General features: G+C 56.9%; 22 protein-coding genes. 13 read left to right on the top strand and 9 right to left on the bottom strand.

Features of this window, described 5'->3' with window-relative positions:
* Nucleotides 1-365: 365 nt before the first annotated feature.
* The 4 genes from deoC to deoD all read left to right on the top strand — a co-directional run bounded on the left by deoC (nt 366) and on the right by deoD (nt 4,752).
* Nucleotides 366-1,145 carry a deoxyribose-phosphate aldolase gene (deoC, locus tag SERAS12_RS03075; protein WP_013811423.1) on the top strand — a complete coding sequence of 260 codons (780 nt, stop codon included), beginning with the start codon at nt 366-368 and terminating at the stop codon, nt 1,143-1,145.
* A 69-nt stretch (nt 1,146-1,214) separates the two neighbouring features.
* Nucleotides 1,215-2,537: a thymidine phosphorylase gene (deoA, locus tag SERAS12_RS03080; protein WP_013811424.1), complete on the top strand. Its 1,323-nt coding sequence runs from the start codon at nt 1,215-1,217 to the stop codon at nt 2,535-2,537.
* A gap of 160 nt (nt 2,538-2,697) precedes the next feature.
* The gene (gene deoB / locus SERAS12_RS03085) at nt 2,698-3,921 is read left to right on the top strand and encodes a phosphopentomutase (protein WP_013811425.1); all 1,224 of its coding nucleotides are present in this window, start codon (nt 2,698-2,700) and stop codon (nt 3,919-3,921) included.
* Nucleotides 3,922-4,020: 99 nt separating this feature from the next.
* Entirely contained in the window at nt 4,021-4,752 is a 732-nt protein-coding gene (gene deoD, locus SERAS12_RS03090; RefSeq protein ID WP_006320026.1) for a purine-nucleoside phosphorylase, read from the top strand.
* Nucleotides 4,753-4,901: 149 nt separating this feature from the next.
* Here deoD and SERAS12_RS03095 read toward each other — a convergent pair whose 3' ends face one another.
* Entirely contained in the window at nt 4,902-5,588 is a 687-nt protein-coding gene (locus tag SERAS12_RS03095; RefSeq protein WP_006320030.1) for a YtjB family periplasmic protein, read from the bottom strand.
* Between the two features lie 104 nt (nt 5,589-5,692).
* Here SERAS12_RS03095 and serB point away from each other — a divergent pair, with 104 nt between their 5' ends.
* The 3 genes from serB to nadR are packed head-to-tail and all read left to right on the top strand — an operon-like array spanning nt 5,693 to nt 9,395.
* Complete coding sequence (serB, locus tag SERAS12_RS03100; protein ID WP_013811426.1) at nt 5,693-6,670, top strand: phosphoserine phosphatase; 978 nt, start codon at nt 5,693-5,695, stop codon at nt 6,668-6,670.
* Between the two features lie 23 nt (nt 6,671-6,693).
* Entirely contained in the window at nt 6,694-8,079 is a 1,386-nt protein-coding gene (gene radA / locus SERAS12_RS03105) for a DNA repair protein RadA (protein ID WP_004949941.1), read from the top strand.
* A 56-nt stretch (nt 8,080-8,135) separates the two neighbouring features.
* Entirely contained in the window at nt 8,136-9,395 is a 1,260-nt protein-coding gene (nadR, locus tag SERAS12_RS03110) for a multifunctional transcriptional regulator/nicotinamide-nucleotide adenylyltransferase/ribosylnicotinamide kinase NadR (RefSeq protein WP_004949943.1), read from the top strand.
* A 33-nt stretch (nt 9,396-9,428) separates the two neighbouring features.
* Here nadR and SERAS12_RS03115 read toward each other — a convergent pair whose 3' ends face one another.
* Complete coding sequence (locus SERAS12_RS03115; RefSeq protein ID WP_013811427.1) at nt 9,429-10,430, bottom strand: zinc-binding alcohol dehydrogenase family protein; 1,002 nt, start codon at nt 10,428-10,430, stop codon at nt 9,429-9,431.
* Between the two features lie 98 nt (nt 10,431-10,528).
* Here SERAS12_RS03115 and SERAS12_RS03120 point away from each other — a divergent pair, with 98 nt between their 5' ends.
* Nucleotides 10,529-11,440: a LysR family transcriptional regulator gene (locus SERAS12_RS03120; RefSeq protein WP_013811428.1), complete on the top strand. Its 912-nt coding sequence runs from the start codon at nt 10,529-10,531 to the stop codon at nt 11,438-11,440.
* Nucleotides 11,441-11,490: 50 nt separating this feature from the next.
* Here SERAS12_RS03120 and ettA read toward each other — a convergent pair whose 3' ends face one another.
* The 4 genes from ettA to SERAS12_RS03140 all read right to left on the bottom strand — a co-directional run bounded on the left by ettA (nt 11,491) and on the right by SERAS12_RS03140 (nt 15,691).
* Nucleotides 11,491-13,158, bottom strand: a complete 1,668-nt coding sequence (gene ettA, locus SERAS12_RS03125) for an energy-dependent translational throttle protein EttA (protein WP_013811429.1) — start codon at nt 13,156-13,158, stop codon at nt 11,491-11,493.
* Nucleotides 13,159-13,298: 140 nt separating this feature from the next.
* On the bottom strand, nt 13,299-13,796 hold the full coding sequence (locus tag SERAS12_RS03130) for an OmpA family protein (RefSeq protein ID WP_004949970.1): 498 nt from the start codon (nt 13,794-13,796) through the stop codon (nt 13,299-13,301).
* A 36-nt stretch (nt 13,797-13,832) separates the two neighbouring features.
* Entirely contained in the window at nt 13,833-15,080 is a 1,248-nt protein-coding gene (locus SERAS12_RS03135) for a diguanylate cyclase domain-containing protein (RefSeq protein ID WP_013811430.1), read from the bottom strand.
* The gene (locus SERAS12_RS03140; protein WP_013811431.1) at nt 15,077-15,691 is read right to left on the bottom strand and encodes a YfiR family protein; all 615 of its coding nucleotides are present in this window, start codon (nt 15,689-15,691) and stop codon (nt 15,077-15,079) included. The genes SERAS12_RS03135 and SERAS12_RS03140 overlap by 4 nt, the downstream gene beginning before the upstream one ends.
* Nucleotides 15,692-16,263: 572 nt before the next feature.
* On the opposite strand from SERAS12_RS03140, the gene sltY reads away from it, so the two are divergent.
* The gene (gene sltY, locus SERAS12_RS03145) at nt 16,264-18,192 is read left to right on the top strand and encodes a murein transglycosylase (protein ID WP_013811432.1); all 1,929 of its coding nucleotides are present in this window, start codon (nt 16,264-16,266) and stop codon (nt 18,190-18,192) included.
* A 55-nt stretch (nt 18,193-18,247) separates the two neighbouring features.
* The gene (gene trpR, locus SERAS12_RS03150; protein WP_004949979.1) at nt 18,248-18,577 is read left to right on the top strand and encodes a trp operon repressor; all 330 of its coding nucleotides are present in this window, start codon (nt 18,248-18,250) and stop codon (nt 18,575-18,577) included.
* An 18-nt stretch (nt 18,578-18,595) separates the two neighbouring features.
* Here the strand turns inward: trpR and yjjX are convergent, their stop codons facing one another.
* Nucleotides 18,596-19,135, bottom strand: a complete 540-nt coding sequence (gene yjjX, locus SERAS12_RS03155; protein WP_013811433.1) for an inosine/xanthosine triphosphatase — start codon at nt 19,133-19,135, stop codon at nt 18,596-18,598.
* 111 nt (nt 19,136-19,246) lie between these two features.
* On the opposite strand from yjjX, the gene gpmB reads away from it, so the two are divergent.
* Nucleotides 19,247-19,894, top strand: coding sequence for a 2,3-diphosphoglycerate-dependent phosphoglycerate mutase GpmB (gpmB, locus tag SERAS12_RS03160; RefSeq protein ID WP_013811434.1), 648 nt, complete (start codon nt 19,247-19,249; stop codon nt 19,892-19,894).
* On the opposite strand, the gene robA is transcribed toward gpmB, so the two are convergent.
* Nucleotides 19,891-20,760, bottom strand: a complete 870-nt coding sequence (gene robA / locus SERAS12_RS03165) for an MDR efflux pump AcrAB transcriptional activator RobA (RefSeq protein ID WP_013811435.1) — start codon at nt 20,758-20,760, stop codon at nt 19,891-19,893. The genes gpmB and robA overlap by 4 nt on opposite strands.
* A gap of 343 nt (nt 20,761-21,103) precedes the next feature.
* On the opposite strand from robA, the gene creA reads away from it, so the two are divergent.
* Entirely contained in the window at nt 21,104-21,583 is a 480-nt protein-coding gene (gene creA, locus SERAS12_RS03170) for a protein CreA (protein ID WP_013811436.1), read from the top strand.
* A gap of 46 nt (nt 21,584-21,629) precedes the next feature.
* On the opposite strand, the gene arcA is transcribed toward creA, so the two are convergent.
* Nucleotides 21,630-22,346 carry a two-component system response regulator ArcA gene (gene arcA / locus SERAS12_RS03175; RefSeq protein WP_004949989.1) on the bottom strand — a complete coding sequence of 239 codons (717 nt, stop codon included), beginning with the start codon at nt 22,344-22,346 and terminating at the stop codon, nt 21,630-21,632.
* A 631-nt stretch (nt 22,347-22,977) separates the two neighbouring features.
* On the opposite strand from arcA, the gene SERAS12_RS03180 reads away from it, so the two are divergent.
* Nucleotides 22,978-23,664 (top strand): tRNA/rRNA methyltransferase, encoded by a 687-nt coding sequence (locus tag SERAS12_RS03180; RefSeq protein ID WP_013811437.1) that lies wholly within the window; start codon nt 22,978-22,980, stop codon nt 23,662-23,664.
* The last annotated feature ends 65 nt before the right edge of the window (nt 23,665-23,729 follow it).

Genomic DNA, 23,729 nt, shown 5'->3' on the forward strand with positions numbered 1-23,729 from the left:
TAGTTCTGCACTAGTGCGCCACGCCCTATTGCGAGACACCGCCTATACTCTAAGACGGGCACATGATGCCGTGCCCGTTGCCTGCGTCCGTTTCTTTAGCGAATTTGTGAACGATATCGCGTTATTTTGTGATGTTCTTCACATATAATTCCGGCCTGTTACAGTGTTATTTCATATAGTGTGACTCTGAGCGCGAATTGCCCCGGGCGATCGTGTTCAAATAGCTATTACTGACCCTGCACGATATGCAGGGCCAAGTGCGGTGAGAAGGATCTCAGTTGCCGCCGTGGGAACCCGTTCCCCAGCGCTATCTTCAAGGAACCAAGTCCGCTCGCCAACACCCAGGTTCGCAGTTGGAGAGTTTTATGACCGAATTAACCGCAGCAGCGCAACGTGCGCTGGCCCTGATGGATTTAACCACGCTGAACGATGACGACACCGATGAGAAAGTGATCGCGCTGTGTCGTCAGGCCAACAGCCCGGCTGGCCATACGGCGGCCATCTGCATTTATCCGCGCTTTATTCCGGTGGCGCGCAAGGCTCTGCGTGAGCAAGGGACGCCGGACATCCGCATCGCGACCGTCACCAATTTTCCGCATGGCAACGACGATATCGACATTGCGCTGGCGGAAACCCGTGCGGCTATCGCCTATGGTGCCGACGAAGTCGACGTGGTGTTCCCGTACCGCGCGTTGATCGCCGGTAATGAGCAGGTCGGTTTTGAGCTGGTGAAGCAATGCAAGCAAGCCTGCCAGGCGGCCAATGTGCTGCTGAAAGTGATTATTGAAACCGGTGAGTTGAAGCAGGCCAATCTGATCCGCAAGGCATCGGAAATTGCCATTAACGCCGGTGCCGATTTTATCAAAACCTCTACCGGCAAAGTGCCGGTCAACGCCACGCTGGAAAGCGCAGAGCTGATGATGTCGGCGATCCGCGATCTGGGCGTCGCCAAAACGGTGGGTTTCAAGCCGGCCGGCGGCGTGCGCACGGCAGAAGATGCGCTGCATTATCTGCAACTTGCCGATCGTATTCTGGGTGAAGGCTGGGCCGATGCGCGTCATTTCCGTTTCGGCGCTTCCAGCCTGTTAGCCAGCCTGCTGACGACGCTGGGCCACAGCACCGCAGCGTCTGGAAGCGGTTACTGATCGATAACGTCGGCAAGGCGCGATGCAGCGCCTGCCTGCACCCTACATTCGCTCAATCAGGGGGATGCTTTGTTCCTGGCACAAGAAATTATTCGTAAAAAACGTGACGGTCAGCCGTTGAACGAGGCGGAAATCCGCTTTTTCATCAATGGGATCCGTGACAATGTGGTTTCAGAAGGTCAGATCGCCGCGCTGGCGATGACCATTTATTTCCACGATATGACCATGCCGGAGCGCGTGGCGCTCACCATGGCGATGCGTGATTCCGGCACCGTGCTGGATTGGAAAAGCCTGTCGTTGAACGGACCCTTGGTCGACAAGCACTCCACCGGCGGCGTGGGCGATGTCACTTCGCTGATGCTAGGCCCTATGGTGGCCGCCTGCGGCGGCTACGTGCCGATGATTTCCGGCCGCGGTCTGGGCCATACCGGCGGCACGCTGGACAAGCTGGAAGCCATACCGGGTTTTAACATTTTCCCGGACGACAGCGCCTTCCGCAAAATTATTCAGGACGTTGGCGTGGCGATTATCGGCCAGACCAGCTCGCTGGCACCGGCGGACAAGCGTTTCTACGCCACCCGCGACATCACCGCCACCGTGGATTCTATCCCGCTGATTACCGCCTCTATTCTGGCGAAGAAGCTGGCGGAAGGGCTGGATGCGCTGGTGATGGACGTTAAAGTCGGCTCCGGCGCCTTTATGCCGACCTATGCGCTGTCGGCCGATCTGGCGCAGGCGATCGTTGGCGTGGCCAATGGCGCAGGGTGCAAAACTACCGCGCTGCTGACCGACATGAATCAGGTACTGGCCTCCAGCGCCGGCAATGCGGTGGAAGTACGAGAAGCGGTGCGTTTCCTGACCGGCGAATACCGCAACCCGCGCCTGCTGGAAGTGACGATGGCGCTGTGCGTGGAAATGCTGCTTTCCGGCGGCCTGGCGAAAGATGACGCCGACGCGCGCGCCAAGCTGCAGGCGGTGCTGGACAACGGCAAAGCGGCAGAAGTGTTTGGCCGCATGGTGGCGGCACAGCAGGGCCCGACCGATTTTGTTGAGCGCTACGACAGCTATCTGCCGGCAGCGACCCTGAGCAAACCGGTTTACGCCGAAAAACAGGGCATTATCAGCGCGATGGATACCCGTGCGCTGGGCATGGCGGTGGTATCGCTGGGCGGCGGTCGTCGCCGCGCGACCGACAATATCGATTACAGCGTCGGCCTGACCGGCATGGCGCGCCTGGGCGATAAAGTGGATACCCAGCAACCGCTGGCGGTGATCCACGCCAACGACGAAGAGAGTTGGCAGCAGGCGGCCGAAGCGGTACGCAGCGCTATGGTGCTGAGCGATAAAGCGCCGGAAGCGACGCCAGTGGTCTATAAGCGCATCACAGAATAGGCTGTGTCCTTACAACATTGATATACCCTATGAATTTCAAGTTGCAGCTAGGCGGCTAGCGTGTAAATCCCCAGGAGCTTACTTAAGTAAGTGGCTGGGGTTTACACGTGAAGCTAACAACGCTGCGGCTTGAAAGGCGACGGGTATACAGGAGATAAGCATGAAACGTACATTTATTATGGTTCTAGACTCATTCGGCATCGGCGCCAGCGAAGACGCCGAGCGTTTTGGCGACAAGGGTTCCGATACCCTGGGCCACATTGCCGAGGTTTGCGCGCGCGGTGAAGCCAACGTTGGCCGTCAGGGCCCGCTGACCCTGCCTAACCTGAGCCGTCTGGGCCTGGGCAAAGCGGCGGAAGAATCCACCGGCACCTTCCCGCAGGGGCTGGACAGCAATGCGGATATCATCGGTGCCTACGCTTATGCGAGCGAACTGTCTTCCGGTAAAGATACGCCGTCAGGCCACTGGGAAATCGCCGGCGTACCGGTATTGTTCGATTGGGGTTATTTCAGCGACGAACACAACAGCTTCCCGCAGGAACTGCTGGACAAGCTGGTCGAGCGCGCCAATCTGCCGGGTTACCTCGGCAACTGTCACTCCTCCGGCACCGTGATCCTCGATCAACTCGGCGAAGAGCACATGAAAACCGGCAAACCGATTTTCTATACCTCCGCCGACTCGGTGTTCCAGATTGCCTGTCACGAAGAGACCTTCGGTCTGGACCGTCTGTATGAGCTGTGTGAAATCGCCCGTGAAGAATTGACCGAAGGCGGTTACAACATTGGCCGCGTTATCGCGCGTCCGTTCCTCGGCGACAAGCCGGGCGAGTTCCAGCGTACCGGCAACCGTCACGATTTGGCGGTAGAGCCACCGGCACCTACCGTGCTGAAAAAACTGGTGGACGAGAAGGGCGGTGAAGTGGTGTCGATCGGTAAAATCGCCGATATCTACGCTAACGTCGGCATCACCAAAAAGGTGAAAGCCACCGGCATCGACGCGCTGTTTGACGCGACCCTGATCGAAATGGAAAAAGCCGGCGACAACACCATAGTGTTCACCAACTTTGTTGATTTTGACTCCTCTTATGGCCACCGCCGCGACGTGGCGGGTTATGCCGCCGCACTGGAGCTGTTCGACCGCCGCCTGCCGGAGCTGCTGAAATTGGTGAAAGATGAAGACATCATTATCTTCACCGCCGACCACGGCTGCGACCCGACCTGGCCGGGCACCGACCACACCCGTGAGCACATTCCGGTATTGGTTTACGGCCCGAAAGTGAAACCGGGCTCGCTGGGCCACCGTGAGACTTTTGCCGACATCGGCCAGACCGTTGCCAGTTACTTTGGCGTGTCGCCGATGGAATACGGTAAATCCATGTTCTAAGCCTTGTCTTTCAAGCCGCAGCGTTGTTGGCTGCGGCTCGACATCCAAAGGCTTATACGTTTAACGTTTTTATTTAATATGATTTGAAGGAAGAGAATTATGGCTACGCCGCACATTAATGCTGAAATGGGTGATTTCGCTGACGTAGTACTGATGCCGGGCGATCCGCTGCGTGCAAAATACATCGCGGAAACCTTCCTGGAAGGCGCGGTGGAGGTGAACAACGTGCGTGGCATGCTGGGCTTCACCGGGACCTACAAAGGCCGCAAAATCTCCGTAATGGGCCACGGTATGGGTATCCCATCCTGCTCCATTTATGCGCGTGAACTGATTGCCGAGTTCGGCGTGAAGAAAATCATCCGCGTGGGTTCTTGCGGCGCAGTGCGCGACGATATCAAACTGCGTGACGTAGTGATCGGCATGGGTGCCTGCACCGATTCCAAAGTGAACCGCATGCGCTTTAAAGATCATGACTATGCGGCAATTGCCGACTTTGACATGGTGCGCAATGCGGTAGACGCTGCGGCGGCGCAAGGTATCCCGGCGCGCGTGGGCAACATCTTCTCCGCCGATCTGTTCTACACGCCGGATCCGGACATGTTCCAGGTGATGAAGAAGTACGGCATCCTGGGTGTAGAAATGGAAGCGGCCGGCATCTACGGCGTGGCGGCTGAGCTGTATGAAGAGTTCGGCTGTAAGGCGTTGACCATCTGTACCGTTTCCGACCACATTCTGCGTCACGAAGCCACCACCGCCGCAGAGCGCCAAACCACCTTTAACGAGATGATCGTTATCGCGCTGGAATCCGTGCTGCTGGGCGACAAAGAGTAACAATACTGCGGGCGCAGCATCCTGCTGCGCCCCTGTGCCAATCTATTCATCCTTCGCAAGGATTCTCTTCGAATGCTTTACCGTACAGGTAGTTGGCGCCAGTAATCTATTCACCGATCTATTCATGTCGAGCAAGTTATGTGCCTGGCTTAAGGCTGTTTCGTTTCTTCTTTATCCTGTGGCTTGTCGTCATCGTCGTCTTCTACCGTATTACCTTCTTCCAGCGGCGTATTGGCGGTCAGCAGATACGGCGATTGCTGCCAGCGGCTGCGGCGATGTTGCAGCAGGGTACGCGCCAGAATAATGCCGATGGCCAGCGCCAGCAGGATCATCAGACGCAGCAGGTTGGTGGTGTTATCCACCTGTTTGGATTCGGTCGCCAGCACGTGGGTGTCCAGCGTAATGCGGATAAAGCCGATCGGGCCGTCTTTGCCCTGAATGGATTCCACCAACTGGTGATTGAAATAGCTGCCGGCACGTTTGCCGTCAAGTGACAGGCGATCGCGTATACTGATCTGTTCACCGGCGTGGGAAACCAGCGTGCCGTCCAACTGATAGACGCTGGCGTCCAGAATGCGGCTGTGGTCGGTAAGCTGTTTGAGGATGGCGTCGACGCGCTGGTTGTCGACGTCGCTGTCGTCATCGAGCAAAGGCGCCAGGCTGGAGGCCACCTGTTTGGTCAGCGTTTGCGCCAGTTCTTCCACCTGTTCGGATCGCGCCAACTGGTGACTCAGGCTAAAATAGGACGCGCCCTGCATCAATAGCACCAGCAAAGCCAGGCAAATCAGGATAATAGCGGTGCGGTGCAGGCGGAATTTCAGTTTAGCGCGAGCCATTCAGGTTCCTTGGGCATCTTGGACACTTTATGTTGCCAGAACCAATGGCGATAGGATAGCTTGATGCGTCGTTTTATCATGCAGCGTTTTTTCAGGAGTTAATGATGTCGAATAGTCTGACCTATTGCGATCTCCCGGCAGAGATCTCTCAATGGCCGGGTCTGCCCCTTTCGCTGAGCGGCGACGAAGTGATGCCGCTGGATTATCGGGCGGGCCATACCGGTTGGCTATTATATGGCAGAGAACTGGATAAAACGCGCATTACTCATTTCCAGCGCAAGCTGGGCGCGGCGATGGTGATCGTCACCGCCTGGTGCGTAGAGGATTATCAGGTCGTGCGTCTGGCCGGCACCCTGACGGCGCGCGCAAAAATACTGGCGGCGGAGAGCGGACTGGACGTAGCGCCACTCGGCAAGATCCCTCATTTACGCACCCCTGGGCTGCTGGTGATGGACATGGACTCCACCGCGATCGAGATTGAATGCATAGACGAAATCGCCAAGCTGGCGGGCGTGGGTGATGAGGTGGCGGAAGTGACCGAACGCGCAATGCGCGGCGAGCTGGATTTTACCGCCAGCCTGCGTCAGCGCGTTGGCAAGCTGAAAGGCGCCGATGCCAATATCCTCAAACAGGTACGCGATGAACTGCCGCTGATGCCCGGGTTGATCAACCTGGTGCGCAAGCTGCAAGCGATGGACTGGCATGTGGCGATCGCTTCCGGCGGCTTCACATACTATGCCGAGTACCTGCGCGACAAACTGAAGCTGGTGGCGGTGGCGGCCAACGAGCTGGGGATCCGCGATGGCAAGCTGACCGGCGAAGTGCTGGGACCGGTGGTTGACGCACAGTTCAAGGCCGATACGCTGGTCGCGCTGGCGGAAAAGCTGGGCATCCCGCCGCAGCAGACCGTGGCTATCGGCGACGGTGCCAACGATTTGAAAATGATACAGGTGGCCGGGTTGGGCATTGCCTACCACGCCAAACCGAAAGTGTATGACAAGGCGCAGGTGTCCATTCGCCATGCGGACCTGATGGGCGTGCTGTGCGTACTGACCGGCAGCCTGAAACACGAAGTTCGCTAAACATATCGAGTAAGAGGTAATACGTGGCAAAAGCAGCAAAACGGGCGTTTGTATGTAATGAGTGCGGCGCAGATTATCCGCGCTGGCAGGGACAGTGCAGCGCTTGTCACGCCTGGAACAGCATTACAGAAGTTCGTCTGGCTGCGGTGTCCTCTTCTTCTCGCTCCGAGCGTTTAAGCGGCTATGCCGGCGATGCCGGCATCAGCAAAGTGCAAAAACTGTCGGACATCAGCCTGGACGAGTTGCCACGTTTTTCCACCGGCTTTCTTGAGTTTGACCGCGTACTGGGCGGCGGCGTGGTGCCGGGCAGCGCGATCCTGATCGGCGGCAACCCCGGCGCCGGTAAAAGTACTCTGCTGTTGCAGGTGTTGTGCAAGCTGTCCGAGCAAATGAAAACCCTGTACGTCACCGGCGAGGAATCGCTGCAACAGGTGGCGATGCGCGCTCACCGCCTCGGGTTGCCGACCGGCAACCTGAACATGCTGTCGGAAACCAGTATCGAGCAGATTTGCCTGATCGCCGAACAAGAGCAGCCGAAGCTGATGGTGATCGACTCGATTCAGGTGATGCACATGGCGGATATCCAGTCTTCGCCGGGCAGCGTGGCGCAGGTGCGGGAAACCGCCGCCTACCTGACGCGCTTCGCCAAAACGCGCGGCGTGGCGATTGTCATGGTCGGCCACGTCACCAAAGACGGCTCGCTGGCCGGGCCGAAGGTGCTGGAACACTGTATCGACTGTTCGGTGCTGCTGGACGGCGATGCCGATTCGCGTTTTCGTACGCTGCGCAGCCACAAAAACCGCTTCGGTGCGGTAAATGAGCTGGGCGTGTTCGCCATGACCGAGCAGGGCCTGCGAGAAGTCAGCAACCCGTCCGCCATCTTTCTCAGCCGTGGCGATGAAGTCACCTCCGGCAGTTCGGTGATGGTGGTTTGGGAAGGAACCCGACCGCTGCTGGTTGAGATCCAGGCGCTGGTGGATCATTCGATGATGTCTAACCCGCGCCGGGTCGCGGTCGGCCTGGAGCAGAACCGGCTGGCGATCCTGTTGGCGGTGCTGCACCGCCACGGCGGGTTGCAGATGTCGGATCAGGATGTGTTTGTGAACGTGGTCGGCGGGGTAAAAGTCAGCGAAACCAGCGCCGATCTGGCGTTGCTGATGTCGCTGGTGTCCAGCCTGCGCGATCGCCCGCTGCCGAACGATCTGGTGGTGTTCGGTGAAGTGGGGTTGGCGGGGGAGATTCGTCCGGTGCCGAGTGGGCAGGAGCGCATTTCCGAGGCGGCGAAGCACGGCTTCAAGCGCGCTATCGTGCCGCATGCCAACGTACCGAAAAAACCGCCGGCGAATATGCAGGTATTCGGCGTGAAGAAACTGGCGGACGCGCTGGACGTGCTGGAACAATTCTATTAATTGCCATGTGATGCGCAGAATATGCTATTTTGTTTAGCATATTAAACGGAGGGATTATGCGGCAATTCGATTACCTGAAAGCATCTATCAAGCAGAAGAACTGTACCCTGCAGCAGGTGGCGGATGCCAGCGGCATGACCAAAGGCTACCTTAGCCAGCTGTTGAACGACAAAATCAAAAGCCCGAGCGCTCAGAAACTCGAGGCGTTACACCGTTTTCTTGGCCTGGAATTCCCGCGTCGCGAGAAAAAAGTCGGTGTGGTGTTTGGTAAATTTTACCCACTGCACACCGGCCACATTTACCTGATCCAGCGCGCTTGCAGCCAGGTAGATGAGCTGCACGTGATTTTGTGTCACGACGAACCGCGTGACCGGGAACTGTTCGAGAACAGTTCGATGTCGCAACAGCCTACGGTCAGCGACCGTCTGCGCTGGCTTCTGCAAACCTTCAAGTACCAGAAAAACATTCATATTCATTCGTTCGACGAGCAGGGCATCGAACCCTATCCGCACGGCTGGAACGTTTGGAGCGACGGGATGAAAGCCTTCATGGAACAGAAGGGCATCGTGCCGAGTTTTATCTATTCCAGCGAAACGCAAGACGCCCCGCGTTATCGCGAGCACCTGGCGACGGAAACCATTCTGATCGATCCCGAACGTTCATTCATGAACATCAGCGGCCGCCAAATCCGTCAGGATCCGTTCCGCTATTGGGATTACATTCCGACCGAAGTGAAGCCGTTCTTTGTGCGCACCGTGGCGATCCTCGGCGGCGAGTCGAGCGGCAAATCGACGCTGGTGAACAAGTTGGCGAACATTTTTAACACCACCAGCGCCTGGGAATATGGCCGCGACTATGTGTTCTCGCACCTGGGCGGCGATGAGATGGCGTTGCAGTATTCCGACTACGACAAGATTGCGTTGGGGCAGGCGCAGTACGTTGACTTTGCAGTGAAATACGCCAACAAGGTGGCATTTATCGATACCGATTTTGTCACTACCCAGGCGTTCTGCAAAAAGTACGAAGGGCGCGAACACCCCTTCGTGCAGGCACTGATCGACGAGTACCGGTTTGATCTGGTGATCCTGCTGGAAAATAACACCCCGTGGGTGGCGGATGGCCTGCGCAGCCTCGGTGCGCCGACCGATCGCAAGGCATTCCAGCACCTGCTGGAAGAGATGCTGCGCGCCAACAATATCGAGTATGCGCACGTGGAATCCAGCGACTATGAGGAGCGCTTCCTGCGCTGCGTCGAACTGGTAAAACAGCTGTTGGCGGCCGATGCCAGCCGACTGGTGGGCGCCACGACGGAATAAGCCGGAGGCGCAGCGCGCTGCGCCTCTCTTGCCTCAGTAAACAATCACCAGTTTGCCCTGCATATGCCCGTCGAGCAGCTTTTTATGCGCGGCGGTCAGGGTCTCGACCGTCAGCCCCTGCAGCGTTTCGCTCAGCGTGGTGCTCAACTTTCCTTCGTCCAGCAACTGCGCCACCTGCCTGAGGATTTCACCCTGCTGAGCGATGTCCGGCGTGGTGAACATGCTGCGGGTAAACATCAATTCCCAATGCAGTGCGGCGCTTTTCAGCTTCAACGCGTTCTGATCGAGCGGCTGTTGATTTTCCACGATGGTGCAGATGTGGCCCAGCGGCGCGATCAGATCCGAGATCGCTTTCCAGTGGCCGTCGGTATCGTTCAGGCAAAGAATATAATCGACGTTTTCAATGCCCTGCTGCGCCAGATTCCCTTTAAGGTCACGGTAATCCACCACCAGATCGGCGCCGCGTTCCCGGCACCAGGCAGCCGACTCGGGGCGTGAGGCGGTGGCAATCACCTTCACCTTGCTCAACTGGGCGGCGAACGGGATCGCCAGCGAACCCACGCCACCGGCACCGCCGATAATCAGCAGGGTTTTCCCTTCCGCCGCGTCCTGGATTTTCAGGTGCTCGAACAGCGCTTCCCAGGCCGTCAGCGCGGTCAACGGCATGGCGGCGGATTCCGCCCAGTTCAGGCTGCTCGGCTTATGTGACACGATGCGCGAATCAATCAACTGCTGAGTGCTGTTGCTGCCCGGCCGAGTGATATCACCGGCGTACCAGACTTCATCACCGGCTGTGAAACCTTTGACGCCGCTGCCTACCTCAAGCACCACGCCGCTGGCGTCCCAGCCGAGGATGCGCGGCTGTTGCAGGCCGCTTTTTTGCAGGCCGGCGTGGACTTTGGTATCCACCGGATTGACCGACACCGCTTTGACCTCCACCAGCAGATCGTATTGGCCTGGGGCTGGCTTTTCCGGGCTGATTTCAATGAAACCGGCGGGGTTTTTCGGGTCTACGGCAATGGCTTTAATTGGCATGATTGTGCTCCTTTAGAATGAATACCCTCAGTGTAGACCTCTGAGAGGGGAGTGATAAGATGGACAATAGCTAACTAAGTGTTCGTTTGAGGTGAACAATGAGGTTTAAACAGCTGCAGGATATGGCGTTGTTCGCGCTGGTGGCCGAGTGCGGTAGTTTTACCGCCGCCGCCAACCGTGCCGGTTTGCCTAAATCCAGCGTTAGCCAGCGCATCAGCCAACTGGAACAAACGCTGGGTTTGCGGCTGCTCAACCGCACCACCCGTCAGCTCAATCTGACCTTCGCCGGCGAACGCTATCTGGTGCACTGTCAGGAGATGTTGTCCGCCGCCGAACGGGCCGATCTGGCGCTGCAGCGACTGCGTGACAACCCCAGCGGCCGGTTGCGCATCTCGACGCCCGCCGGGCTGGGGGCGACGTTGTTGGCGCGGTTGGCGGCGGATTTTCAGCGCCAGTACCCGGACGTTACGCTGGAGGTTTCGGTGTCTGATGCGATGGTGGATTTGGTGCAAGAGGGCTATGACGCCGCGTTGCGTACCGGCAAACCGCAGGACTCCTCGCTGATTGGTCGCCGTCTGGGGCATGCCCCGCGTTATCTGCTGGCGGCGCCGGCCTATCTGGCGCAGTACTCACCGATCCTTCATCCTCAGCAGTTGCAGCAGCACCGCTGCATTGCACACCGCGCCTGGCCTGCCTGGAGCCTGCGTCGCGGCGACGAGTATTACCGCTGGCAACTGCCGATGCTGCATATCACTGACAATCTGTTGTACGCGCGTGAATGCGCGATTTCCGGTGCCGGTATCACTCTGCTGCCGGCCTTTCTCAGCCGCGAGGTGGTGGCGCAGAAACAGCTGGTGGAGGTACTGCCGGAATGGCGGGCGGAAGGGAATGAACTGTATTTGGTTTACCCAAGCCGTAAGCTGAACTCGCCGGCACTGGCCTGTTTTATCGATGTGGTGTTGCAGCATCCGGTATTTGTGGACTATGCGCAGGCACTGGATTGGGGATAACAAAAAGCCCGCAAGATGCGGGCTTGAGAGCATAGATAGCCAACCTGATGTTACTTGGTGACTTTCTTGTACTTGATACGGCGAGGTTCCAGTGCATCGGCACCCAGAGTACGCTTTTTGTACTCTTCGTATTCGGTAAAGTTGCCTTCGAAGAACTCCACCTTGCCTTCATCCTGATAGTCCAGAATGTGGGTAGCAATGCGGTCAAGGAACCAACGGTCATGCGAGATCACCATGGCGCAGCCAGGGAATTCCAGCAGGGCGTTTTCCAGCGCGCGCAGGGTTTCGATATCCAGGTCGTTGGTCGGTTCATCGAGCAGCAGCACGTTGCCGCCAACCTGCAGCAGCTTGGCCAGATGCAGACGGCCACGTTCACCACCGGACAGCTCGCCCACGCGTTTGCCCTGATCGACGCCCTTGAAGTTGAAGCGGCCGACATAGGCACGGCTTGGCATTTCGGTGTTGCCCACGCGCATGATGTCCTGGCCGCCGGACACTTCTTCCCACACGGTTTTGGCGTTGTCCATGCTGTCGCGGAACTGATCGACTGAAGCCAGCTTGACGGTATCGCCCAGCGTGATGCTGCCGGAGTCAGGTTGTTCCTGGCCGGACATCATGCGGAACAGCGTGGATTTACCCGCGCCGTTCGGGCCGATGATACCAACGATGGCTCCCTTAGGTACCGCGAAGGTGAGATCTTCGATCAGCAGGCGTTCGCCGTAGGATTTACGCAGGTTGCTGACTTCAACCACTTTATCGCCCAGGCGTGCGCCAGGTGGAATAAACAGCTCGTTGGTTTCGTTACGTTTCTGGTATTCGGTGCTGTTAAGCTCTTCAAAGCGGGCCAGACGGGCCTTGCCTTTAGACTGACGGCCCTTGGCACCCTGGCGTACCCACTCCAGCTCTTTCTCGATCGACTTGCGGCGAGCGGCTTCGGTTGAGGCTTCCTGCGCCAGACGCGCGTCTTTCTGTTCCAGCCAGGAAGAGTAGTTGCCTTCCCACGGAATGCCTTCGCCACGGTCCAGCTCGAGGATCCAGCCAGCCACGTTATCAAGGAAGTAACGGTCGTGGGTGATCGCCACCACGGTGCCTTCGAAGTCGTGCAGGAAGCGTTCCAGCCAGGCCACGGACTCGGCGTCCAGGTGGTTGGTCGGTTCGTCCAGCAACAGCATGTCCGGTTTTTCCAGCAGCAGGCGGCACAGCGCTACGCGGCGGCGCTCACCACCGGAAAGGTTGGCGATTTTGGCGTCCCATTCCGGCAGGCGCAGCGCATCGGCGGCGCGCTCCAATTGGGTGTTGAGGTTGTGACCATCGTGGGCCTGAATGATCTCTTCCAGGCGGCCCTGTTCAGCGGCCAGCTTGTCGAAATCGGCGCCTTCTTCAGCGTACAGCGCGTACACTTCGTCAAGACGCTTGAGGGCACCGACGACTTCGGCCATCGCTTCTTCAACCGATTCGCGAACGGTGTGTTCCAGGTTGAGTTGCGGTTCCTGCGGCAGGTAGCCGATTTTAATCCCCGGTTGCGGGCGTGCTTCGCCTTCGATATCGGTGTCGATACCGGCCATAATGCGCAGCAGGGTGGATTTACCGGAACCGTTCAGGCCCAGCACGCCAATTTTGGCGCCAGGGAAGAAGCTCAGGGAGATATTTTTCAGGATGTGACGCTTCGGCGGGACCACTTTGCCGACGCGATGCATGGTATAGACGTATTGAGCCACGTTGCTCTAGCCTCTCTATATCAGTTTTTATAGGATGTCTGGCTGCGGAGTGTAGCCCGTTTCGAACACGGATCCCAGACATCATCAGCGATCGCTAAGTATAACCCTTTATGCGCCTTTAACAGGCGCATATCGACAGGTTAAGGTGTAACGACGATCGCGACGCGGCGGTTTTCCGCGCGGCCGCTGGAGGTGCGATTATCGGCGACGGGATCGCGCTTGCCCATGCCGCGAGTTTCGATATTGGCGCGCGGGATGCCTACGCTGGCCAGCAAATCGGCCACTGCGTTGGCGCGGCGCAGCGAAAGCTGGTCGTTATAGCTGTCTTCGCCGTAGTTGTCCGTATGACCATCCAGACGGAACTTGGTGATGCCTACGCTCATCAGCGCACGGCCCATTTTCTGGACCGTTTCGGTGCTTTCCGGATTCAGTTTGCCGATGTTGTTGCCAAACAACACCTTGTCGGAGAGGCCGAATTCCCAGCCGTTATCCGTCAGTTTGAACCCTTGAGACTGTAACAACGCGACCTGCTCGGGCGTCAGGCCCTGCGGTTTGCTCTGGCACCCGGCAAGGGCGAGCAGGGCGACAAACATCATCGCCAGCAGTGAGAAACGGTTTTTTAGTGTTTGCTGTATCATAATCAAATCCCTGGTTTTAATTTTATAGCTGGGGCTTTATTTCTGTATTGCCAGCCGCCAGCCTCCGTTATAACGATGCTTTGCCTGATACATCGCATCGTCAGCTTCGTGCAAAAGACCCTGAGGCGTTGCTGCATGTTCAGGGTAAAGTGCAATACCGATACTCAGAGAGGTCGTCACCGCCTCGTCGTTCGGCAAAATTATCGGTTGGGTCATGCAGTCGATAATGTTGTCGGCAATTTGCAGCACATCTTCCGTACTGTGAACCGGCGCCAACAGCACGGCGAACTCATCGCCGCCTAAACGCGCGACCAGGTCACTTTCGCGCAGTTGCGCGCGAATGCGCCCGGCAATGGTGGTCAGCACCGCATCACCGGCCGCGTGACCGTAACTGTCATTCACTTCCTTGAAGCGATCGCCGTCGATAAATAACACCGCAAGTTTTTCTGTCGGCTCAATATCGCCCAGCGCGCGGCTCAGCCGGCCTTCAAAAAAGGCGCGGTTCGGCAATCCGGTCAGGCTGTCGTGGGTCGCCCGGTGGGTCAGTGAATCATTTTCCTGCTTCAGGTGCGCCTGCCATTCTTCCAGCTCATCAAGCAGGCCGTTGAAGTCGTTGCTCAGTTCATGCAGTTCGGCGATCGGTGCCGACGGCACCCGCAGCCCGAAGGTGCGATCGCGGCGCACCGCGTGCGCCACCTTGGCGATATCGTCCAGCGAACTGACAATGCCGACCAGCATGCGGCGGGAGAGCACCAGCGCGCACAGGGTACTGAGTACCAGGCAGGCGATCATGCCTAGCATACCCCGCAGCAGGAAACGCAGCAGACTGCCGCCGTTGCCGCTGAGCCAGACCTTGCCGACCTGTTTGCCTTCATGGGTGATCGGCAAGACCACCGGCTCCGGCAGCGCCCAGCGAGCGACAATTTGCTCCAGGCCATGCAACGGACCGTCTTTGGGATGATGCCAACTGACCAGCACGTTGCCGCCGTTGTCCAGAATTTTGGCTTCCGACACCTCTTCTTTGGAGGCGATCAGCACCATCGCCTCTCGAATGTAGGGGCGATCCCCAAACACCACGGCGGCCTCGACGGTATAGCTGATGGAGCGCGCAATCAGATGCAGGTTGTGGTTGGCGTAAGCGCGCAGCGCGAACAGCGCTACCAACGTCAGGAAAATTCCGGCGGTGCCGACGGCAATCAGCGCCAACCCAAGATTTGCCCGTTGCAGCACCCGGCCCAACGTGGGCCGCGAATGCCCGGAACGGTTCTTGCGCAACCATATCATAGCGACGGCGCCTGTTTGCGCGCCAACTGCAGCACGTTAGGATGAACGCGTACGCCGCTGCGCGCCAGAGCGTCCAGATTTACTTTGAAACTGGCCTGGTCACCGTCAATCTGCAGGCAAAACGCGCTGCCAGCAGAGCATTCGCCGTCGTTCTCGCTGATACTGAGAATGGAATGACCCTGGATGCGCTGTATAAAGTTTTGTTTCTGGCCGGCGTTGATATTACCCAAATAAATCACGTCACATCCGGTGTTCAGCAAAGGGCTGTCAAAGGGCACTCGCTCGGTTTTGATCGGCCGGGGAGCGCTCAGCAAAATAGGGTCGAACAGGCCTTCGGCATATTGGGTCGGCGCCGTTACGCACAGGCGGATTGGTTTGGGCTCACTGGGCCAGCGGGCATAGCTGATAATGCCGACCACGACGGTGGTGACGGCATGTGTGCGGCTCTGATAGGGGCTGCCCGTCTCGGGGCGAGCCAGCCCCGGAAACGCCAGCAGCAGGACCAGAATGAAGGGTAGCAGGCGGCCGTCGTCAAGACGTGCGCAAATGAAGCTCGTGAGTGAGCTTTTTGCGCTGGCTGCTAACATCACGGCATTTTTTGCCATCTTCATCTGCCATTCCTGCCAACATCCGCAGTACGGTAGCGGTGATCTAACAATGAGAAACCTGACCCAACCGAAGGGGTAAACGTAATACTAAGCACTATCAATCGCACTGTGTGATGAACACTATCTAACCCATAATTGGCGCGGATTGTATTATAAGATATCTCTGTTGCGCGCTTTATGTGCCGTTTTCTCGGATTTATCCTATCTTTTTTTAACAGTATAAAACGCCTCGGGGAGTTGGCCAGGCGTTTTCTGCAAAGAAAACGGCATGGGGTCGGCAGTACGGCGATTTGCGCCACGCCTGCAGTTAATTTGTCAGCCAGGGTAAACGTTTTTTACCTGACGCCCCTCATGACGATAAACTTCTTCTTCTACAGTAGTGAATGGATAGGCGATTGCGCTGTCTATGATAGATGCCTGAGCTTATCGCTCTGCACACCTTTTTTGCTCTGGCGTGTATTCCACTTCAGGGCGCGAAATACTCGAAGAACCGGTGTCTCCGGGCCTTGACCGTTGGCGTAGCGCGGCAAGGGGGGAGGGGTTCTGGCAACACAACCAGCGAGGAAAGAGTAAGTATGGTCAAGGTAGACAAATGGCGGCTGTTGGCCGTGGGGGTGTGCCTGACGGCATTCTCGGGCGCGGCACTGGCGGACTCTCTCGACGCACAGCGTCAGCGTTACCTGCAAATCAAGCAGGCGTGGGACAGCAATCAGATGGATGTCGTGGCGCAATTGATGCCGACGCTGCGTGATTACCCGCTTTACCCTTATCTGGAATACCGCGAATTGACGCAGGATCTCAGCCAGGCCGGCTTCTCCGAGGTGAATGACTTTATCAAGCAGCACCCGACGCTGCCGCCCGCCAAGTCGCTGGCGCCTCGTTTTGTCAATGAATTGGCGCGCCGTGAGGACTGGCGCACTCTGCTGGCTTTCAGCCCGCAGGCCCCCAAGCCGATAGCCGCACGTTGCAACTATTACTACGCCAAATGGGCCACCGGCGATCAGCAGGCGGCCTGGAGCGGTGCGGACGATCTCTGGATGAGCGGTAAAACGCTGCCGGGCACCTGTGACAAACTGTTCAACGTCTGGCAGGGGGCCGGCAAGCAAACGCCGTTGAATACCCTGGAACGCATGAAACTGGCGTTAAAAGAGGGCAACAGCAGCCTGGTTAACAGCCTTTACCGCCAGTTGCCGTCCGACTATCAGACCATGGGGGACGCGCTGGTGCGCCTGCAGAACGATCCCGCCACCGTAGAGGCTTTTGCCCGCAGCGTTGGCCCGACTGACTTTACCCGGGCGGCGACCGGCATCGCTTTCGAGCGGCTGGCACGTCAGGATGCGGAAAACGCCCGCGCGATGATCCCGAGCATCGCCCGCCTGCAGAAAATGAGCGACAGCGAGCGGTTGGGGCTGGAAGAGGCGGTGGCGTGGCGCCTGATGGGCAGCGATGCGACCTTCGAGCAGACCCAGTGGCGCGATAAGGTGATCCTGCGCAGCCAGTCTCCGACGCTGCTGGAACGTCGTGTGCGCATGGCGCTGGGCAGCGGCGATCGCCAGGGTGTGGCGACCTGGCTTGCGCGCCTGCCGGCAGAATCGCGCAATAAAGATGAATGGCGTTACTGGCGTGCGAGCATTTTGCTGGACGAAGGTAAACGCAGCGAGGGTGAAGAGATCCTGCGCAGCCTGATGAACGAACGTGGCTTCTACCCTATGGTGGCGGCGCAGAAACTGAATACGCCTTATCCGGTTATGGTGGCGGTGGCGGCCAAACCCCGCGCTTCGCTGGTGGACGGGCCGGAAATCGCCCGCGTGCGTGAGCTGATGTACTGGAACATGGATAACCTGGCGCGCAGCGAGTGGAGTTCGTTCGTTGCCAGCCGCAGCCGGCCTGAACAGGAAGCGCTGGCGCGTTTCGCCTTCGAGCAGAAATGGGCCGATCTCAGCGTGCAGGCAACCATCGTCGGCAAGCTGTGGGATCACCTTGAGGAGCGCTTCCCGGTGGCCTGGTCGCAAGAGTTCCGCAGCGCTACCGATGACAAGGGGATCACGCCGAGCTACGCCATGGCGATCGCCCGTCAGGAAAGTGCCTGGAACCCGAAAGCGCAGTCACCGGTGGGGGCCAGCGGCCTGATGCAGGTGATGCCGCGGACCGCGCAACATACCGTGCAAATGTACAATATTCCCGGCTACTCAAGCCCGAGCCAACTGCTCGATCCGCAAACCAATATTACTATCGGTACCAGCTACCTGGAGTATGTTTACCAGCAGTTTGGCCGTAACCGCATCCTGTCGTCGGCGGCCTATAACGCCGGCCCATCGCGGGTGAATACCTGGTTGGGGAGCAGCGAAGGGCGCGTCGATGCGGTGGCGTTTGTTGAAAGCATCCCGTTCTCGGAGACCCGTTCCTACGTGAAGAACGTGTTGGCTTACGACGCGTTTTACCGCTATTTGATGCACCGCCCGGCCAAGGTGCTGACCGATGCCGAATGGCAGAGACGTTATTGATTTTGACGGCGCTATGGTATGCTGCTGTACTAGTTAAATAGTATGGTGGCTTGCCATGACGCAATTATCGCTTAACGATCCGGCTCTTTCAGAACAAGGCAATGAGGATTGGCTGCGCTTTGTCGCGCTGCTGCAAAATTCGTTCGCTCAGGAGTTGCACCAGCCCTTGATGCAACTGTTGTTGACGCCGGATGAGCGTACGGCCTTAGGCACGCGGGTACGGATTATTCAGGAACTGATGCGCGGTGAGATGAGCCAGCGGGAACTGAAGAACGAACTGGGGGCGGGAATTGCCACCATTACTCGCGGTTCGAACAGCCTGAAAGCGGCGACGCCGGCGTTGAAACAATGGCTGGAGCAACAGTTGCTGGGCGATGCGCAATAGCGCCGCGCCCGGCATAGGTTATTTATTCGGTGTGCCGTTGTGCTGTTGGTAGACAGGATTGTGAAAAGGCACCAGCGCCAGCAGCAGAGCCTGATGATAAACGCTGGTGCGGCTCAATCGCCCATCGGTAAAGATGCCGATAGCGCCACCCTGGCGCTTCACGTCGATATTGCCGGTGATGGCCGCCATCTCCGCGCCCAGTTCGCGGCCGGCGCGAATTCCCTGTAAAATTGTCTCCGGCAGCATCAGGCTGGCTGAGCGCGATTCGCCGCGAGTATTCGGGCTTTCCACCGTCATCCAGGCGAAGGTCATATTCTCTTCGATGCCTGCTTCCACGCCGACCCAAAAGTCGGCCTCCGGGCGAACCTGACGGGCTTCCATTACGCGCTGGCGTGCGCCGGTGCGGGTCTCGTGATTGCCTATCGGTTGCAATGAGACGCCGCTGGCGACGTCGACAGGTTCAATGCGACATTGGCCCGCGCCAAAGGTGTCATCAAAGGCCAGTTGAATAGCCTTGATCTTTGCCGGGTTGGTAGTTGCAGCGACAACATGATACATAACGGGTTTGGCATCCTTAAGCTAAGAGCCTATTCACTGCGTCAGAGGCTTGCGTAAGCCGCTTCTGACGAAGATAAACTCAGGTTTCACGCAGTATAACGGAAAAGCAAAATGTTACAGGTATACCTCGTTCGCCACGGCGAAACGGAATGGAATGCGGCTCGCCGTATCCAGGGCCAGTCCGACAGCCCGTTAACCGCCAAGGGTGAACATCAGGCGCATCTGGTTGCCCGGCGTGTCAGCAAAGAGGGCATCACGCACGTTATCACCAGCGATTTGGGGCGTACTCGTCGCACCGCGCAAATCATCGCAGAAGCTTGCGGCTGCGAGGTGATTAACGATCCACGTTTGCGTGAACTGCATATGGGGGTGCTGGAAGAACGCCTGATCGACAGCCTGACGCCGCAGGAAGAACAGTGGCGTAAACAGATGGTCGATGGCACTGCTGACGGCCGTATCCCTCAAGGTGAATCCATGAACGAGCTGGGCGAACGGATGCGCGCCTCGCTGGAAAGTTGCCTGATGTTGCCTGAAGGCAGTAAACCGCTGATTGTCAGCCACGGTATTGCCCTGGGCTGCCTGATCAGCACCGTGCTCGGGTTGCCGGCCTATGCCGAGCGCCGCCTGCGTTTACGCAACTGTTCGTTGTCGCGTGTTGATCATCAACAGAGCCCCTGGTTAGCTTCCGGCTGGATCGTGGAAACGGCGGGCGATGTCACGCACCTGGACATGCCCGCGCTGGACGAACTACAACGTTAACGGCGGATCGGGATCAGGTAATCGCAGCTGATCTCGGTTGGCGACTGGGGTGGTCGACGGTCACCCTTGGGATAAAAGCGCTCGATGTCGTGCCCTTTGCGGCGCGTCAGTTTGAGCGCCGGCAGGCAGGTGCCATACAGCGTTAGGATAAAGTCCTGCAAGCCAGAAGCCGGTCCTTCGTAGCTGAACATCGCATACTCACCGCCCTGCAACACCAGCGGCTGGCCTTCTTGTACTTTATCCGGCACGTGGTGCGGCTCCAGCGCCGTGGTGTACAGCACTTCCTGTTCGTCGTCTTTTTCCTGGCTCGGGCGCGAATGGTGCAACCCGTAGAGCACAGGCGGTAGCGTCTCTGCTTCGCCCAGATATTGGCGCCAGAATTGCGAGCGCAGTTCGGTACGGAAGTTGGAGATTTGCTCCAACGTGCAAGAATAGCTTTGCGTCAGGCCAATCAGGTGCTGTTCCGGCAACGTGACGAATTCGGGTTGCGGCAGGGTGAAGGCACCCAGGCGGATTGGCGGACAGATGCCGAACGCGTTCCAGTCTTCGGCACGGCGATACAACGCCGGTGTTTGCGCAAACTGTTTTTTAAACGCGCGAGTGAAGGTCTGCTGCGAGTCGAAGCGATACTGCAAGGCGATATCCAAAATCGGCCGGCTGGTTAAACGCAGCGCCACCGCAGCTTTAGACAGTCTTCTTGCCCGGATATAAGCGCCGATGGCGTTACCGGTAATATCTTTGAACATCCGTTGCAGATGCCATTTAGAGTAGCCCGCTTTTGCCGCCACGTTGTCCAGCGACAAGGGTTGGTCCAAATGGCTTTCCAGCCAGCTAAGCAGATCACGAATGATACCGGCTTGATCCATAGATCTTCCTCGTAGAGCTTTAGGGTAGGAACCCGAACTGTTTATTCATTACGCAGGTGCTTGCGCTATCAGACCAATCCATGAGCCATTTTGCGTAGCACTCTTTGCTTCTTGCAGCTCGTTGCGCAAGAGTTGGACAGGGGCACACCTTAAACGGGCGCAAAGAAATAACGACGCAGCATAATAGCAATTTTTTTCCTCCGAGACTCTCAAAGATTTTTTTCACGCTCTGTGCTAGAAAGATGAGTGCGGACCAGAAAAATCCCGATTCTGTGACCTAAAACATAAACAATATTGATCGCTGAGCCTGCTTTTCCAGGCAGTAGCCGTTGGAGTTAAGTGAATGAAAAAAGGATGGATATTTTTGTTTGGTTTAGTTTGCGCAACGGTAAGCAGTGCGCAGGCTGAACAAGTAGGTTCGGTCGATACAGTATTTAAACTCTTTGGTCCGGACCACAAAATTGTGGTGGAAGCGTTCGACGACCCGGATGTTAAAAATGTAACTTGTTATATCAGTCGGGCAAAAACCGGTGGCATCAAAGGTGGCCTGGGATTAGCGGAAGATACGGCGGATGCGGCTATTTCCTGCCAACAAGTGGGGCCGATTACCCTGAACGATAAAATCAAAAACGGCAAGGCGGAAGGGACGGTGGTGTTCCAGAAAAGGACGTCGCTGGTATTCAAAAAGCTGCAGGTGGTGCGTTTCTACGATGCTACCCGCAATGCGCTGATTTATCTGAGCTATTCAGACCGTGTGGTGGATGGTTCACCGAAAAATGCGCTGAGCGCGGTGCCTATCATCCCTTGGGGTGAGGCGAAATAAAATCAGGGGTTCAAATGAACCCCTGATGTTTTTAACGCGGGAGAGTTTACTCTTCCAGATCGCCGCAGAAACGGTAGCCTTCACCGTGAATGGTGGCGATGATTTCCGGCGTATCCGGCGTTGATTCGAAGTGCTTGCGGATGCGTCGGATGGTTACGTCTACGGTACGGTCGTGCGGTTTCAGCTCACGGCCGGTCATTTTCTTCAGCAGTTCGCCACGGGATTGGATCTTGCCCGGGTTTTCGCAGAAGTGCAGCATGGCGCGGAATTCACTGCGCGGCAGCTTGTACTGTTCGCCCGCCGGGCTGATCAGTGAGCGGCTATTGATGTCCAGCTCCCAACCGTTGAATTTATAGCTTTCTACCAGTCGACGTTCTTCGCCGACGCTGCCCAGGTTCATGGTGCGAGACAGCAGGTTGCGTGCGCGAATGGTCAATTCACGCGGATTAAACGGCTTGGTGATGTAGTCATCAGCGCCGATTTCCAATCCGAGGATCTTATCCACTTCGTTATCGCGGCCGGTCAGGAACATCAGTGCGACGCTGGCCTGTTCGCGCAGTTCACGCGCCAGCAGCAGGCCGTTTTTGCCTGGCAGATTGATGTCCATGATAACCAGATTGATATCATTTTCAGACAGGATGTTGTGCATCTCTGCACCATCATTGGCTTCATGAACAACGTAGCCTTCCGCCTCGAAAATGCTCTTCAGGGTGTTACGAGTGACTAACTCGTCTTCGACAATCAGAATGTGCGGGGTCTGCATATTTGCTACCTAAAATTGCCAACAAAATAGAAAATAGGAAGTACAGAAGTCTTTGCTTTCTTAGACGAGGGCAGAGATAGCGCTCACGTTCCCTCTTACCAAATGACTAAAGTACGTAAACTCGTTCTTGATGCACTTTCCATCTAATGTCAACAAGATCGCTAGCTTGGTGGGGCGGTTATTCCCTATACCCCAAAGGTGCCAAAACGGCGGATATCCTAACCCTATTAACAGCAATATAACAGTGCGTGCCGAATTCATCACCCAACAAAACTACGCTTTGTTGACATATATCAAATTCAATTGTAGCACGTTAACAGTTTTGTGAAAAACACTTACAGAACTGCCAGCTTAAGTCACAGAACCACAAATTCTGTGTACGATTCAGCATTGTTGCGCTTAATGGGTTACAATTATGGGCTTATTGATAAAGGTATTGTTTTAACATATTGATTAATAAGAACAGCAAAACATAAGTGGCAATAATATCTATTCCACTCTATTTATCCGTTTAAGAACCCATTTATACATCTCTGTAGCAATTTTCGGGATTTTTGTTGCGCAGTTGTAAATATAATCAGACTATCCCGGACAGTCAAAAACTCGCGATTCCTTTTTCTGTGGAGTATTGATGCAGCTTCATATTGTTTTAGTGGCTCCGGCACGGCCGGAAAACGTCGGCGCCGCAGCGCGGGCAATGAAAACCATGGGGTTCACCTCGTTGCGCATCGTCGACAGCGAAGCGCACCTGAAACCGGCAGCGCGCTGGGTCGCTCATGGGGCGGGGGAGATCCTCGATGGCGTGCAGACGTTCGCTACCTTGGCTCAGGCGTTAGCGGACGTGGACTTCACCGTAGCCACCACGGCCCGCAGCCGTGCGCGTTTCCATTATTACTGTACGCCGCAGCAACTGTTGGGGCAATTGGGCGAGCGCAGCCAATGGGTGAATCAGGCTGCTCTGGTATTTGGTCGCGAAGATTCCGGCCTGACCAATGAAGAGCTGGAACTGGCCGATCTGCTGACCGGCGTACCTATGCAGGCGGACTACCCTTCGCTGAATCTCGGTCAGGCGGTCATGGTGTATTGCTATCAGCTGTCGGAACTGATGAACGTCAGTGCGCCGCAGGAGACGATGGCCAATGAAGGGCAGTTGCGGGCATTGCGTCAGCGCGCCGAAGGATTATTGGGCGCGTTGGGGGTCAGCGATGACCAAAAATTGCGCGATTGGCTGCATCAGCGGCTGGGCGCTCTGCCACAACGGGATACGGCGATGTTGCACACGTTGCTGCATGACATCGAAAAAAAGCTCACAAAGTGATACCTGCAAGCTCTGGTCATTATGCAGTGTGATCCACTGCAAAACTGCCTTCAGGTTGTTTTTTT

It is taken from the genome of Serratia sp. AS12 (assembly GCF_000214195.1).
Lineage (GTDB): Bacteria > Pseudomonadota > Gammaproteobacteria > Enterobacterales > Enterobacteriaceae > Serratia > Serratia plymuthica.

Excerpts from the sequence above, each read along its gene's own strand:
- deoC (WP_013811423.1), top strand. The coding sequence starts at position 366 with ATGACCGAATTAACCGCAGCAGCGCAACGTGCGCTGGCCCTGATGGAT.
- deoB (WP_013811425.1), top strand. The coding sequence starts at position 2,698 with ATGAAACGTACATTTATTATGGTTCTAGACTCATTCGGCATCGGCGCC.
- deoD (WP_006320026.1), top strand. The coding sequence starts at position 4,021 with ATGGCTACGCCGCACATTAATGCTGAAATGGGTGATTTCGCTGACGTA.
- SERAS12_RS03095 (WP_006320030.1), bottom strand. The coding sequence starts at position 5,588 with ATGGCTCGCGCTAAACTGAAATTCCGCCTGCACCGCACCGCTATTATC.
- serB (WP_013811426.1), top strand. The coding sequence starts at position 5,693 with ATGTCGAATAGTCTGACCTATTGCGATCTCCCGGCAGAGATCTCTCAA.
- nadR (WP_004949943.1), top strand. The coding sequence starts at position 8,136 with ATGCGGCAATTCGATTACCTGAAAGCATCTATCAAGCAGAAGAACTGT.
- SERAS12_RS03115 (WP_013811427.1), bottom strand. The coding sequence starts at position 10,430 with ATGCCAATTAAAGCCATTGCCGTAGACCCGAAAAACCCCGCCGGTTTC.
- SERAS12_RS03120 (WP_013811428.1), top strand. The coding sequence starts at position 10,529 with ATGAGGTTTAAACAGCTGCAGGATATGGCGTTGTTCGCGCTGGTGGCC.
- SERAS12_RS03130 (WP_004949970.1), bottom strand. The coding sequence starts at position 13,796 with ATGATACAGCAAACACTAAAAAACCGTTTCTCACTGCTGGCGATGATG.
- SERAS12_RS03135 (WP_013811430.1), bottom strand. The coding sequence starts at position 15,080 with ATGATATGGTTGCGCAAGAACCGTTCCGGGCATTCGCGGCCCACGTTG.
- SERAS12_RS03140 (WP_013811431.1), bottom strand. The coding sequence starts at position 15,691 with ATGAAGATGGCAAAAAATGCCGTGATGTTAGCAGCCAGCGCAAAAAGC.
- sltY (WP_013811432.1), top strand. The coding sequence starts at position 16,264 with ATGGTCAAGGTAGACAAATGGCGGCTGTTGGCCGTGGGGGTGTGCCTG.
- trpR (WP_004949979.1), top strand. The coding sequence starts at position 18,248 with ATGACGCAATTATCGCTTAACGATCCGGCTCTTTCAGAACAAGGCAAT.
- yjjX (WP_013811433.1), bottom strand. The coding sequence starts at position 19,135 with ATGTATCATGTTGTCGCTGCAACTACCAACCCGGCAAAGATCAAGGCT.
- gpmB (WP_013811434.1), top strand. The coding sequence starts at position 19,247 with ATGTTACAGGTATACCTCGTTCGCCACGGCGAAACGGAATGGAATGCG.
- robA (WP_013811435.1), bottom strand. The coding sequence starts at position 20,760 with ATGGATCAAGCCGGTATCATTCGTGATCTGCTTAGCTGGCTGGAAAGC.
- creA (WP_013811436.1), top strand. The coding sequence starts at position 21,104 with ATGAAAAAAGGATGGATATTTTTGTTTGGTTTAGTTTGCGCAACGGTA.
- arcA (WP_004949989.1), bottom strand. The coding sequence starts at position 22,346 with ATGCAGACCCCGCACATTCTGATTGTCGAAGACGAGTTAGTCACTCGT.
- SERAS12_RS03180 (WP_013811437.1), top strand. The coding sequence starts at position 22,978 with ATGCAGCTTCATATTGTTTTAGTGGCTCCGGCACGGCCGGAAAACGTC.